Source organism: Peribacillus sp. NPDC055009, assembly GCF_053608705.1.
On the sequence record NZ_JBSGVZ010000007.1, the window covers coordinates 115,338 to 128,747 of the forward strand.

Genomic DNA, 13,410 nt, shown 5'->3' on the forward strand with positions numbered 1-13,410 from the left:
CGAAGCGATTTTTACCACATTCTTAAAACAAAACCATTGGTTATCCTTTATTTATTTTTACTGTTTTATATGATGAAAACTCGCTGGATTGAAGAAATTTGCGACACTCCTGCCGAATAGTGGCTAGCCGAGACCCGGGAGACGCTTACTTTAGCTGCCATGAATTTAAAGAAAATTTCCAACTGACAGGCAAGGGACGAAAATGGTTGCGGTCATCTATTCTCTATACCTGCTTCAAATCCTATTAAAAAATCAAAAAGGTTTCGGAATGAAACCATTCCGAAACCTTTTTGTCTATAAACTGAAGCATCCTTATCGGATGCGTTTTTTCTTGGAAAATCCTATAGCTGAATTTCTTCAACTTGGTATTGGGGCGGAGCTTTCCGGAATGCCTTTGTGATATATAATAGATAACAAAAACCAATAATGAACCAACTTGTCCCCATTATTAGGGAACTTGTCTCAAGGTTGATCCAAAGAATGCCAATTGCTATAGCACCAATTAAAGGCATGATTAAGTATTGAATACACCCCTTTATCGTTCGATGCTTCTTTTCCCGAATGATAAAATGGCTGATCACTGACAGATTTACAAAGGTAAATGCCATTAAAGCACCAAAGTTGATCAGTGACGTTGCTGTCACTAAATCAAAGAATAAAGCCGACATTGAAATGACTCCAACTATGAGTACATTAATCGCTGGTGTCTTCCACTTAGGATGAATAAATCCAAACCATTTTTCCGGAAACACTTTATCACGGCCCATAACATACAAAAGACGGGACACGCTGGCATGTGATGCTAGTCCCGAGGCTAGCGTATTGACGAAAGTCGTACAAAGAAAAATGGATTGAAATAGCTTCCCGCCTACATAAAGGGCGATTTCCGGTAATGCAGCATCCGGTTCCTTAAAACGGGATATATCCGGAAAAAAGAGCTGAATAAAGAAAGATGCGGTAATGAAGATGATTCCACCCCAAAGTGCAGTTAAAAATATCGCTTTTGGTATCGTTTTTTTCGGATCCGGCGTTTCCTCAGATAGTGTCGTTACCGCATCGAATCCCAAAAAGGAAAAACAAAGGATTGTGGCCCCGGTTATTATGGCCGAGAAATCCATTCCTTCATTTACGAAAGGGATTATTGTAAACACTTCTCCTGTACCTTCTCCATTATTCAAGCCTTTGACAACAAGAATGATGAACACTGCCATGATGGCAATCTGAATTAAAACAAAAAGCGCATTAAAGTTTGCAAGTACATTGACGCTCCTGAGATTGAGAATGGTGACGATTGCTACGAACAATAATACCCAAATCCATGTAGGAACACCTGGAAATAATGCTGTCAGATAAATTTTGGTTAACAATGCATTTACCATAGGTAAAAACAAATAGTCTAACAACGAAGACCATCCTACCAAGAATCCTAAATGCGGGTTTATTGCCTTTTGTGTATAAGTGTAGGCAGAACCTGCAGCAGGAAAAACCTTTACAAGTTTTCCATAGCTGGCAGCTGTAAAAAGCATCCCCACCAATGCAACGATATAGGCAGTCGGCACATGGCCGCCCGTAATCCCAGATACAATGCCGAATGTATCAAATACGACCATGGGGGTCATATATGCTAACCCCATCATAACGATTTGCCATAACTTCAGTGATCTTTTCAATGTAACCTCATTCTCCACCTATCATTCCTCCTTGAAACCGCTTTCAAACTAGTGGGTTCATTTTCTTAACTAGATAAATCTCCATGCCTCCCTCTTTTTTAAAAGTTTTACCTATATACCTAAATGCAATTTCTGTGCCACATGATTTCTGTTTACTTCGACAAACGAAAAACGCCTAAAATGCTACTTAATTCCTGTATTTTTAATCGAAAAAGATTGATTCATAGAAATGAAGTCTTTCAGCATCTCTTCCATCGGCGATTCAATCTCCCATAAATTATTCGCCTTTGCATATTCCAAGCACATGTTACCTGGTTAGAAACCGCAAGAAATCACTGCCTGTGACTTGGCATGGTAATTGCATAAATACCTATATGAGTTTCAAAACCTATTAAGTTATAAGAAAATGGAGGAATAGAAAAATGAAATATCCTTTATCACCTGATGTTCAACCAGAGTTTTGTACCACAGGGTCATTTATGCGCTTACCTTCTACAAGAGAAAATGCCAAATTGGCAGTGGTAGGTATGCCTTTTGATACAGCTGCTTCATTCAGGGTAGGAGCCCGTTTTGCTCCACAGGCAGTCCGCCAAGCATCCATGACGTTGTTTCCTTATCATCCCATTCACAAGGTATTTCCGTTTGACGAATGTAATGCAATTGATATTGGGGATGTTTCGGTGATTCCCCATAATATACATCGAAGCTATGAGTTAATTGAAAAGGCCATGTCAGACTTGATGAAAAACGGGATCATTCCAATAGGAATCGGAGGAGATCATTCAGTAACATTGGCTAATCTAAGAGCAGCCGCAAAAATACACGGTCCTGTTGCACTTCTTCATTTTGATTCACATACAGATACCTGGGATACTTATTATGAGGAAAAATACTGGCATGGTTCGCCGTTTATCCGTGCATATGAGGAAGGTTTGCTCCAAACGGATAAAGTTTTCCAGATTGGCATCAGAGGTACGCTCAATCATCCAGGAGATTTAGATTCCAGTACAGATCTAGGCTACAATGTGATAACAACGCCCGAGCTGAAGAAGAGAGGAATCGAAGATGTCGTGAAGGAAGTCAAGAAAACCATTGGGGATACACCATGTTTCTTGACCTTTGATATTGATTTTGTTGATCCATCCTGCGCTCCTGGAACTGGCACATTGGAGGTCGGCGGTCTAAATAGCTTTGAAACCCTAGAGATGATACGCTCTCTGCAAGGGTTCAACTTTATTGGGTTCGACCTGGTGGAAGTCCTCCCGCCGTATGATCCAACACAAATTACTTCACTATTGGCAGCCACCATCATTCATGACTTTGCCAGTTTAGTAGCCTTACAACTAAAAGAAGAACAAAAAAAGGAGAATTCAACCGAAAAAAGCTTATAGGAGCAAACACCCACTATTAACGTAGGGACAAATCAGGTACAAACTGTAATCGTTCAAAAGGCATCTGCTTTTAGTGAAAGCAGATGCCTTTTTTCTATGTAATCTTTTATCTTGTCCTGCTATTTCCACTATAAATCATTTCATATAGTCTGATGAACAAGTTCAAGCTACTAGGGTGTAGGAAAATAAAAAAACACATCCCATCTGAAAGAATGGAATGTGTCTTCATTTTATTCGTCCGATTCTAACCCGGGACGATTGGATTGTGTTGGCAGAGTGTCCCAAAAGCTTGCATCAACCGTTTCAATTGAATCATCGGCAATAGCTCTGACAGCTGCATCCAAAGTGGTTACCGTTTGCTTTATTAGATAGCCATTACTTTTTTGTCCAAGCGCTACTGACTCGACATTGTGGTCCGACATACCTCGCATCTCAAAAAGAAGTGTAGCAATATCATAGCGAACGGCTGCACCATTACGGCCTATATTTTCTCCAGAACCGCCATCATACCTACCAATATGCCCCCAACCAGTTGGTTCAATGGAGTTATATACAACAGCACCCAGTTTTTTTGAGGCTTCTAACACTTCAGGCTTTACCTTTGCGTTTGTAGGATAAAGAATTGAACCTGAAACAAGTTCACCGTCCGTTTCGCTTAGCGTCCCTTGATGATGTAAATCTATCATGTAGTCTATATCGTATTTCGCAAATACATTTTCGTGTAAAGCCTTTACCTCTACTTGCATGTTATCAGTTTTTTTATCATGCTCACGGTTCAAGTCGATCCCATTTGCATTTGCCCGTGTTAGATGCCGATCACCTTTTGCTAAATAGTCATCAAGAGGGAAATTAACATCTCCCATGGCCCCATCTGCGTTTAACATGGGAATGATCAGTATATTAACATTTTCCAAAATACCTTTAGTCTTGTTCGTGCCTAGATGTTTAATGAATTCGAGTGCACCCTCAGTAGTCAGTTGTTCATTTCCATGCTGTTGAGTCAAAAATAGTATAGTAGGATTCTTAGGATTTGAGATGTACTTCGCTAGGTAAATATCCCTCCCTTTTACCGTTTCCCCGATTACTTCCAGTGCCAGCCTTTCTTGTTTTGCATCCTGCGTTTTAAGATAGCTTACAAGGCTTTCATATGTATGAAGATTTGAAGTTGTAACTTGTCCATTTCCAGCACTGGGGCCATTTCCAACCGCTCCGACTGGTAGCGCAACAGCTGTTACTGCGCTTAAGGTCATTAAACTAGATAATGAAACTGATAGAACCTTCTTTTTAAAATTCAATAAAAACCCTCCTTATAAAATATAATAATCAGAAAAATAACTATTAATAATATTCTGACATTTTTACTACTTTATGTTAATAGTGAAAAATAACTATGTTTCCAAATAGTTTTCTTCTACACAATATAACTTGAAGGAATTACTTCTGCAAAGGCGATATTCAAATGTTCCCGATGAAGAAAAACCAGGCGGACACCCGTCTGGTTACTTCAATCTAGGCTGGAAGTTGATACACTCACCAAATATTTATTATTGCCTGCCCTCCGTCAATGGAATTGACTCGTATTGTTCCGGATTGATTTTATATACTGATCCATCAGTAACTCCATCAATAATTCCATATAACCCTCTTTCAACTGCTTTAATGAGCATGCCTTTTTTCTTTTGGCCAAAGGACTGTGTTTGGCCTCTAACTTCAAAGAGCACTGTCCCACTTCCATTTAAAGCAAAGGCTCCTAAAGCCGTTCCAGGAAGGTTTTGGTTTTGCGGATATAAGGATATATTTCCATATGGAGAATTACCTTGTTCTTTCATAGCATTATATACCGCTACATTCAATTGTCTGGAAAAATCATAATTATAGTTTTTTGAATATTTGGCATAATCTTGTCCTGAAGGCGAGCTTGGATCTGGAACAAATTGAGCGGAAATCGAGTATGTGACTAAATCATCCGTTCCATCAACTTCATAATAGGGAGCTTGGTGATGCAAGTCCACAAAAATCTCCACCTTTCCGTATTGCTTCAGTAGAGACTTGTAAACATCACGTGTTGTTTGTGATTCAGGTGTTATGAACCAGCCAGGGGTGGATGATTTTCCAGGGAAGTCTTTAGCTTGGGGAATATAATTCAAATCAGGATTAAAGTCACGATTGACATCGAAACCAGGTTTGGACTCATAATCGAATGATTCATTTTTGTATGTATAATAGTTCCAAGATGGATTCGCTCCTGCTAACTGTGGAAACTGTTCCACGACCTCTGCCCAGGTCATATCATTTCCCCGACGGTTCAATTCAGCAGCATCCGGATTCATTTTAGGCAAAGCGACCAGGGTAATTTCTTTACGAATTTTCTCTGCTTCAGGAGAGTTGGTCCCCAAAAACTTCAAGATATTCAAGATGGCATCCGTACCGGTTTTCTCATTTCCATGAATCTCACTTTGAATTAAAACGACTTTGTCGCCAGTTCCCACGGTTGCTTTATAGATTTCTCTATTTCTATTGGAATATCCAGCTACATCCACTTTTACTTTACCTTGGCTATCACTCTCAATTTGTTCTAGCTTTTTTCCTAGTTCAGCATGATCTGTGAAACCTGAAACCGAATAAGTTTGTTGAATGGGTGTTCCCGGGGCTGTTTCATTAGCTGCAAATGTTGGTGCCGCAATACTCGCCGATAAAATGGCAACTCCCAGAGTTGAAATAACTTTCCTGTTTTTCATATTACAATAATCACTCTCCCTCAAATTATTTTTCTATCTCATTATACAAAATGGGAAAGTAGAAATTTGTTGGAATTTGATGTCGTATTATGGCTATTTTATGATTTGGGCATCTGCTTTAAGTTCAGGCAAAAAAAAACGTGACATTTTTATCGAGGATTGTTGTTCGCGGTCTGTCGAATTGATGATTTGTACTATAACATCACATTACGTTATAATTAGAGGAAAAATACGAGAAAGGGGAAAATATGAAACTCAACACTAATAGTTCTACGCCATTATACATGCAATTAAAGCAATCTATCATCGAAGATATAAACAAAGGTATTTACTCTTCTGGCGAAAGATTGCCAACCGAAACAGATTTATGCGACATATATGGAGTAAGTCGCATTACTGTAAGAAAAGCGGTTTTGGATCTGGTGGAAGAGGGGCTGCTAATACGCCAACAGGGAAAGGGAACGTTTGTCCAATACCCTAAAGTAAAAAGAGAATTATTTGCTGTAAATGGGCATGCTGAATATATGTCAGAATTAGGGAAGATACCTCAAACTAAAATCCTTTCATTTGGAATACTGCCTGCACCGGCTAATATTTCCAAATCCTTGGAGATTACTCCTGAAAGTGATGTTCTTGAATTACAACGGATCTTATACTATGATAATCAACCTCTCACCTTAGAAATTTCACATTATTCCTTAAAGATCCTGCCAAATTTAAATCAACATGTCCATAACTCTGTTTCCATGTATGATATCATAAAGCATAAATATAATATAACTCCTGTTCATAACACGAAACTTTTAAATATGGTATTGGCAAATGCAGATGAAGCAAAATATTTAGAATGCGAAGTGGGAGATCCCCTTTTCAAAGTGGAGAAAGTGGCATATGACGGTAAGAAGCAGCCTATCCATTCATCCTTCCTATATTATCCTGCTAATCGCGTGACCTTTACGATTGATAGTTCAATATCGCAAGAAAAAGGTAACGAATCCCCCTCCTAATCCGGGATCTCGTTACCTTTATTCATCGATGCATCATTTTAAACCATCATATGATCTGGATTATATACTTTGCCATACCCAAAAGCACCATAATCCTGACAGGTTTGGGAGGCGACTAATGCTCCTTTCTGTAAAGCTTTATATACATCTTGTCCTTGAACGTACGATGAGAGAAAACCAGCAATAAAGGAATCTCCCGCCCCCAACGTATCTACAACTTTGGTTTGGATAATAGCTTGTTCATATATTTGATTTTCAGTCGATAAAAGTGCCCCCTTTTCCCCACGAGTAACACATATCACCTTTGTGCCAAACGAATGAACCTTTTGAATAAGTGCGTTGCACTCTGCCTCGTTTAAATTGCTTCCGGAAAAAAATGCATAATTCACAAACGGACAAACCTTTTGTAAATAGTGATCCTCTTGATTTGTCGAAAAATCAAAAGAAATTTCAATGAATTGGCTTAATATTGGAAGGTTATTCTCTATTCGGCTATATACACTTGTATGAAGAAGGTCGTGTTGCCGAATATAATCCAAATCCTTGTCATTCAGTACGATCCCCAATCTGGATTGAATTCCCCCTTTATTCGAACCAATAAAAATTCGGTCCCCGTCCTTATCCAACGCGACGACTGCCATACCATTCTCTCCTACTGCTTGTCTTACTCTACTAATCTCTATCTTTTCCTTTTGCAATGCCGCTAACACATGGTCTGCTGCCCCGTCATTTCCTACAATGCCAATATATGAAGATTGCTCATCATTTAAACGATTGCACAATACTGCCACGTTTAATGAATTGCCGCCAGGATATATCTTTCCTTGATCTTTATAAAAATCTACTACGTTATCGCCAATTCCAATTAATTTCATACCTGTTCCCCCTGTTATCATTTTACACTTCCACTAGCAATTCCACGGATAAAGTACTTCTGCATGAATAAAAATAAAATGACGATAGGTGCCGCTGAAATCGTTAATCCAGAAAGTAACACTCCCCAATCGGTTTGCAGTGCATCCCGAAATTGCATTAAACCGGCAGGTATCGTACGTAAACTATCATCATCTATAAAGATGATCGCGAACATGAATTCATTCCATGTATAGTAAGCTGTTAAAATTGTCGTTGTTAATAAAATAGGCTTACTCATAGGGATGAAAATTCTAAAAAGGATTCCAAGGTTTGTGCATCCATCCAACCGGGCAGCCTCTTCAAGTTCTTTCGGAATGGACAGGAAGTAGGCCCGAATCAACAAGATGGTTAGCGGAATTCTGTATGCTACATAAGGTAAGATTAATGCCCAATGGGTGTTATATATACCTAGCTTCTGAATTATATTATACAAAGGGATCAGGCTTACTTGGGGAGATAGCATCAACCCCCCTAAGCATATGACCAAAATGAAAGCCTTTCCACGAAAATCAAAGCGAGATAATCCGTAGGCACCTAATGCACTTACTAATACCGTTAGAATACATGTCAAACCAGTAACCATGACACTATTTAAAAAGTAGGAAGAAATCCCACTATTCCAGGCTGTTACATAATTTTCAAACAACCATGTATGAGGAAGGGACCAACTATGGTTAAAAATTTCCTCTGTGCTTTTAAAAGAACTGATGACCATCCATAATAAGGGATAGGCTACAACAAGAAAGTATGCGATTAAACCTGCATAGACTAGTGCTACTCTCATATTATAGTCTTTTCTTTTCCTTGCATATTTTAGATTTTTAACAACTAATTCCGGTACTCTGATCGTTGATTTAGGCATCTCCATTATTAGTCCCCCTTTCCTGTTTTAAATATTTTCATTTGAACAAGAGAAATAAGTAACGTAATAATTAGGATAACCGTTGCAATGGCTGAAGCATATCCCATCATATCTTTTGAAAAAGCCGTTTTATATAAATAGGTACTTAGGACTTCCGAAGAAGTTCCCGGACCCCCTCCGGTTAAGATATATGGCTCATTAAACACTGTAAAAGCACCTGTCAGTGTTAAGATTACGGCTACAAATGTCATTTCCTTCGTTTCTGGAACCGTAATGTGAAAAAACGTTTTTATTTTATTCGCTCCATCAATTTCAGCTGCCTCATATAGCTCAGGTGAAATTTTTTGAATGGATACGATATATAACATGGCTATATAACCAATCGATTGCCACTGTGAGACAGCAATGACTGCATAGATTGCCGTATCACCATCGCCCAACCATGGCAGTGCTAAATTATTCAATCCAATCGTTTTAAGAAACTGATTTAACAACCCCACTTCCGGGTTGTAAAAAAATGAAAACAGCAACGCTATGACTGTCATTGAAACGACGACTGGTAAGAAATAGACTGTACGAAAGATGGGTGAAAATTTACGGATCAATTTATCTTCTAAAACAGCTGCAACAATTAACCCTCCAAATACTTGGAAAACAATTGAAATGACTGCATAAAGAATATTATTTTTTAAAGCTTCATAAAATACGGGATCTTCAAACAAAGTAAAGTAGTTGTCCAACCCTACAAATGCTTTATTTGGTGAAAAAGTACTCCAATTATACAGACTGTCGCCAATATTCTGGAAAATGGGGATATAAACTAGCAGTAAAAAAACTAAGGCTGGAAGAAGATATAGATAAGGTACAAATTTATCGAGTTTTATCATTAAAAGATCACTCCCTTAATAAAACGGAAAAATGATTTCCCTTATTTTCCCGCTTCGATTCTAACAGTATCGGCAGCTTTTTGAACATCACGCATGATTTGTTTAGGTGTTTTATCTCCATTTAACATCATTTGTGCTCCTGTTAAATAAGCATCTGCAATACGCGCATCAATACTCATGTCAAACCATGGAGCCATTTCATTGGCCTTCAATATGCTTTGAACCGCTTCAAGCTGTTCCGGGGAAGAATTATTTTCATTCACTGTACCTTCAACTGCACTATACTTGCCCACATCAGTGACTAGTTTCTCTCCCATCTGTTTAGTGGTTAAAAACTTTAAAAACTCCATCGCCTCTTTAGGATGCTTTGTCTTGGAAGAAATCATAAAGCCCTCAGGAGAACCCGTTAGATTTGTTTGATTGCCTTTTCCGTCTTCTACTTCAGGAAAGTTAAACATTCCAAGTTCAAACTTAGTGGGTCCAAATAGCTTGATTTCTGCCGATTCAGCATAAATCATGGGTGCCTTACCGTTTGAAAATTGCTGCCTAGCATATTCGTGATCTATTGAATTCGTATTCTCATTAAAATAAGGTAATAACTCTTGGAATTTTTCAAGCGCTTTTATGTAGTCGTCATCCTTGAATTTTCCGGTTTTTCGATTATAATCCATTGTCAGCACTTCCGGTCTAACAAGGCGTTGATTCAATGTGCCCAAATAATGTGAAATTGTCCAAGTGTCTTGACTGCCGAATTGAATGGCTGTGTAGTTATTCTTTTTTAACACTTTTAACACGTCGATTAATTCATTCCAGGTTTTAGGCGGGTTTATGTTCAATTTTTCGAAGACATCCTTGTTATAGAAAAACATTTTCCCATCCATTGTTACGGGGACACCATACACCTTATTATTAAATGTATACGGTTTGACTTGGGATGGAACGAGTTGAGAAGACCATTCCGGATCGTTTTCATAATAAGAAGTTAAATCCAAAGCTTTATTCCCTCGCACAAACTGACTGGCAAATTCATCACTCCATGAGAAATAAACATCAGGTGGATTATTTGTACCAGTCATTACTTTAATTTTGTCTTTATACGAATCATTTAGCACTGCTTCGGTTTTAATATTGATATCGGGGTTTTGTTTTTCAAATTCTTTTACAACTTCATTAAAGTAAGTTTTTTCAGGTTCCTTTGGCCACCTATGGAAAAATGTTAAGGTAGTTTTTCCAACATCTGATTCTGAAGATGTTTTTTCACCAGAACATCCCCCTAGCATTAAAGATAAACTTAAAAATGATGCGATTATAAGTTTTGTTTTTCTCATGAATACCCTCCTTATTATAAATGCTTTTATCATCAGGAAATTATACTATAATGTTATAAAACATTATAGTATAATTCGTAAAAAATATACAGAATATTAAGTTTTCTTCAATTATTAGTATTCTACTTTCCACATATAACGCCTCTTGCTTAAAGGATGATTACGCGCTTCCGCTAATTCTTCTGCATATTGACGCAATACACGATTTAAGATAAGCGGCGCAATATACCCTTTTACTTCTTCATCGATACCATCAAGATCATACTGTTTTGCATCTAGCACCGTTAGCTTTTTGCCATAACGCTGAGAAAAAGATAAAGCTCTTTCTTCTAATGGTCTTGTTTCATCCAATCCCAATAGAATGATGAACGGTACATTTTCGTCAATAATTTCGAATGGTCCATGGAAGTACTCGCCCGCATGAATGGCATGTGAGTGTATCCATTGCATTTCCATTAAGATACAAATACTGAAAGAATAGGCTGTCCCGTAGTTGGAACCGCTTGCCATTGTATAGATAACAGGTTCTTTTGCATGGGATTGGGCGAATACTCTTGCATTAGAAGCTTCTTGCTCCAGGGCTTTTTCATACACTGGCTGTAAATTCTCTAAACTTGATACTAGTTTTCCAAACTTCTCATTATTTTCCGCTAAATGAAGTACACCAAAAACTAGTTGATATAAAACACTCAGGTTTGTATCAAAGGCGTTTACACCGTTACCCCATTCATATTTAATGAAAAGGTCCGCATTTTGGGCTAATGGTGATCCTGGTTCGTTCGTTAATGCCACAGTAAACGCACCTTTACTTTTTGCAAACTTAGCCGCTTCTGCCGTTTCGGGAGTTGTTCCAGACATAGAGCATAAAATTACTAAAGATTCCTTCCCTAGTTGTTGTGGATTACGATGTATAAACTCATTTGAACTATATAGATCGGATGTTATATTTTCAGCTTCACGATCCAGTATATACTTAGCTGAATACATGATGGCAGAAGATCCCCCGCATGCTACAAAATAAATATTGTTAATTTTCCTACCCTTTAATTGATCCAATACTGTTTTTACATTACTTTTTACATTAATAACCGATTTACTCATTTTCCCACTCCTTTAATATTTGATATACAACATTATGTAATGTTATATATTGTTATATTAAATCATAAGCTTTATATAGTCAATGTATTTGTCAGAATATTTCATTTATTACTTTCTTGGCAAATTTATATTTACAGATGTAATAAACGTCCACTTGAACATCAATGTGATACACTTCTTACTTTTTTCTGATTTTCCCAACCATTAATAATAACAATGGCAGAATAAAACAAATCGTTAAGGATAATGGTGTCCAGGCTGTAGCCATAAAGTTTTGATAATGCACGATATCGGGATGCGAAAAGATGGTAAAAGTGAGAATTAGAAAAGCTAATGGGAATAGAAGAATTTTGTAATTTTTTAATCCTAGCAATTGAGCTATTCCTAAAGCGAGTCCATAAAAGCATATGGTCAACTTAAAATACTCTGTAAAAACCCAAATGAAGGCCACAATGACCTCGACCCTTTCAAAAAAATTACCGATGCTTATCCTCATCCCCAATTCATAAGAAGGATAGGTCAATCTTGCTGTATTATCAGCACCCAATACGAGGATACTGAAAATGATCACTAAGAAAAGAGCGCCGCCACCTAACAAAGCTCCTAAATAAAAGTTTTTCTTCACTTTAGTCTTTTCGTTTACATATGGAGTGATCATTAAAAAGAAAACAAGCTGAACATAAGGCAGTGCTAAAGAGTGATATGATCCCCCCATTATCGGTTTCATGCCTTCTTCAAATATAGGTTGCAAATTTTCGATATTGATATCCGGGATAAGAAATACGAATAATATGAAAAGCAGCAGTACAAGCCAAGGAAAAAAGATTAATGCAGTCCGGCAGATAACTTCCAATCCTAGCCGTGCACCAAATAAGCTTGTTAATATAAACAAGATCATTATCATTTCCATAGGTGTCTCAACCAGGACCTGAGTTGAAAAAAAATTCCCAATTTCACTAAGTAACGCTGAAGAAAGGTAATATAAATAAAATAAGAATAGGATTGCAGATATCTTCCCGATCCATTTCCCAAATATTTTTTCATTAACTTCTATATAAGTCATGGATGGGTAAAGTGATGCGAGCCGGGTAAATAAGAAAACGAAACATAAACCGATGAGAGTAGCTAAGATATAGGCAATCCAGCCATCCTGTTTTGCTAAAGAGACAAGTACGGAAGGTAAAGTAAGTATCGCTCCTCCTATGGTGAATATGATGACCATTATTAGAAATTCACCAGAGCTGATTTTTCCTTTTTCGAGCATATTCGATACCTCCCTAGGATAAAATACGATCCATGAAATGAGCGAGTGGACTATATATTTTCGTTATCCAGTCTATAGGAGTGGGAATGGTAACATCCTTGATAATTAAAATACTCAACGTCATGCCAACTAAAAGCAATAAAATGAAAATGACAATTTCCTTCCAGCATTTCTTTTTGATAAGGGGTGGTATTTCGAAAAATGAAATAATAGCTCCAGTACACACTGTTCCAATAATTGCCCACAT

The 13,410-nt window shown here is 37.6% G+C and carries 12 protein-coding genes; 2 read left to right on the forward strand and 10 right to left on the reverse strand.

The genetic code is table 11. The features are described from left to right. Nucleotides 1-341: 341 nt before the first annotated feature. A complete protein-coding gene (locus ACWF5P_RS13025) occupies nucleotides 342-1,688 on the reverse strand; it encodes an APC family permease (RefSeq protein ID WP_290370117.1) in 1,347 nt (448 codons plus the stop codon). Between the two features lie 404 nt (nucleotides 1,689-2,092). On the opposite strand from ACWF5P_RS13025, the gene speB reads away from it, so the two are divergent. Further along, entirely contained in the window at nucleotides 2,093-3,061 is a 969-nt protein-coding gene (gene speB / locus ACWF5P_RS13030; RefSeq protein WP_230176897.1) for an agmatinase, read from the forward strand. 230 nt (nucleotides 3,062-3,291) lie between these two features. Here speB and ACWF5P_RS13035 read toward each other — a convergent pair whose 3' ends face one another. Both ACWF5P_RS13035 and ACWF5P_RS13040 read right to left on the reverse strand, forming a co-directional pair. Further along, entirely contained in the window at nucleotides 3,292-4,356 is a 1,065-nt protein-coding gene (locus ACWF5P_RS13035; RefSeq protein ID WP_434167269.1) for a M14 family zinc carboxypeptidase, read from the reverse strand. A gap of 249 nt (nucleotides 4,357-4,605) precedes the next feature. Next, on the reverse strand, nucleotides 4,606-5,799 hold the full coding sequence (locus tag ACWF5P_RS13040; protein ID WP_452444953.1) for a M14 family zinc carboxypeptidase: 1,194 nt from the start codon (nucleotides 5,797-5,799) through the stop codon (nucleotides 4,606-4,608). A gap of 248 nt (nucleotides 5,800-6,047) precedes the next feature. On the opposite strand from ACWF5P_RS13040, the gene ACWF5P_RS13045 reads away from it, so the two are divergent. Continuing rightward, nucleotides 6,048-6,806, forward strand: a complete 759-nt coding sequence (locus ACWF5P_RS13045; RefSeq protein WP_101222324.1) for a GntR family transcriptional regulator — start codon at nucleotides 6,048-6,050, stop codon at nucleotides 6,804-6,806. Nucleotides 6,807-6,844: 38 nt separating this feature from the next. Here the strand turns inward: ACWF5P_RS13045 and ACWF5P_RS13050 are convergent, their stop codons facing one another. The 7 genes from ACWF5P_RS13050 to ACWF5P_RS13080 all read right to left on the reverse strand — a co-directional run bounded on the left by ACWF5P_RS13050 (nucleotide 6,845) and on the right by ACWF5P_RS13080 (nucleotide 13,410). Further along, the gene (locus tag ACWF5P_RS13050; RefSeq protein WP_452444954.1) at nucleotides 6,845-7,681 is read right to left on the reverse strand and encodes a PfkB family carbohydrate kinase; all 837 of its coding nucleotides are present in this window, start codon (nucleotides 7,679-7,681) and stop codon (nucleotides 6,845-6,847) included. Nucleotides 7,682-7,698: 17 nt separating this feature from the next. After that, complete coding sequence (locus tag ACWF5P_RS13055; RefSeq protein WP_241590391.1) at nucleotides 7,699-8,505, reverse strand: carbohydrate ABC transporter permease; 807 nt, start codon at nucleotides 8,503-8,505, stop codon at nucleotides 7,699-7,701. Nucleotides 8,506-8,591: 86 nt separating this feature from the next. Further along, on the reverse strand, nucleotides 8,592-9,470 hold the full coding sequence (locus tag ACWF5P_RS13060; RefSeq protein ID WP_434167271.1) for an ABC transporter permease subunit: 879 nt from the start codon (nucleotides 9,468-9,470) through the stop codon (nucleotides 8,592-8,594). 41 nt (nucleotides 9,471-9,511) lie between these two features. Next, a complete protein-coding gene (locus ACWF5P_RS13065) occupies nucleotides 9,512-10,798 on the reverse strand; it encodes an extracellular solute-binding protein (protein ID WP_434167272.1) in 1,287 nt (428 codons plus the stop codon). A gap of 114 nt (nucleotides 10,799-10,912) precedes the next feature. Beyond that, nucleotides 10,913-11,899 (reverse strand): SIS domain-containing protein, encoded by a 987-nt coding sequence (locus tag ACWF5P_RS13070; RefSeq protein ID WP_434167273.1) that lies wholly within the window; start codon nucleotides 11,897-11,899, stop codon nucleotides 10,913-10,915. A 178-nt stretch (nucleotides 11,900-12,077) separates the two neighbouring features. Continuing rightward, the gene (locus ACWF5P_RS13075) at nucleotides 12,078-13,163 is read right to left on the reverse strand and encodes a GerAB/ArcD/ProY family transporter (protein WP_452444955.1); all 1,086 of its coding nucleotides are present in this window, start codon (nucleotides 13,161-13,163) and stop codon (nucleotides 12,078-12,080) included. A gap of 13 nt (nucleotides 13,164-13,176) precedes the next feature. After that, on the reverse strand, nucleotides 13,177-13,410 hold the full coding sequence (locus ACWF5P_RS13080; RefSeq protein WP_063575803.1) for a hypothetical protein: 234 nt from the start codon (nucleotides 13,408-13,410) through the stop codon (nucleotides 13,177-13,179).

Bases quoted from the DNA above. Each gene is read 5' to 3' on its own strand.
- ACWF5P_RS13045 (WP_101222324.1), top strand. From the start codon at position 6,048: ATGAAACTCAACACTAATAGTTCTACGCCATTATACATGCAATTAAAG.
- ACWF5P_RS13080 (WP_063575803.1), bottom strand. From the start codon at position 13,410: ATGTGGGCAATTATTGGAACAGTGTGTACTGGAGCTATTATTTCATTT.
- ACWF5P_RS13070 (WP_434167273.1), bottom strand. From the start codon at position 11,899: ATGAGTAAATCGGTTATTAATGTAAAAAGTAATGTAAAAACAGTATTG.
- ACWF5P_RS13050 (WP_452444954.1), bottom strand. From the start codon at position 7,681: ATGAAATTAATTGGAATTGGCGATAACGTAGTAGATTTTTATAAAGAT.
- ACWF5P_RS13075 (WP_452444955.1), bottom strand. From the start codon at position 13,163: ATGCTCGAAAAAGGAAAAATCAGCTCTGGTGAATTTCTAATAATGGTC.
- ACWF5P_RS13060 (WP_434167271.1), bottom strand. From the start codon at position 9,470: ATGATAAAACTCGATAAATTTGTACCTTATCTATATCTTCTTCCAGCC.
- ACWF5P_RS13055 (WP_241590391.1), bottom strand. From the start codon at position 8,505: ATGAGAGTAGCACTAGTCTATGCAGGTTTAATCGCATACTTTCTTGTT.
- speB (WP_230176897.1), top strand. From the start codon at position 2,093: ATGAAATATCCTTTATCACCTGATGTTCAACCAGAGTTTTGTACCACA.
- ACWF5P_RS13065 (WP_434167272.1), bottom strand. From the start codon at position 10,798: ATGAGAAAAACAAAACTTATAATCGCATCATTTTTAAGTTTATCTTTA.
- ACWF5P_RS13040 (WP_452444953.1), bottom strand. From the start codon at position 5,799: ATGAAAAACAGGAAAGTTATTTCAACTCTGGGAGTTGCCATTTTATCG.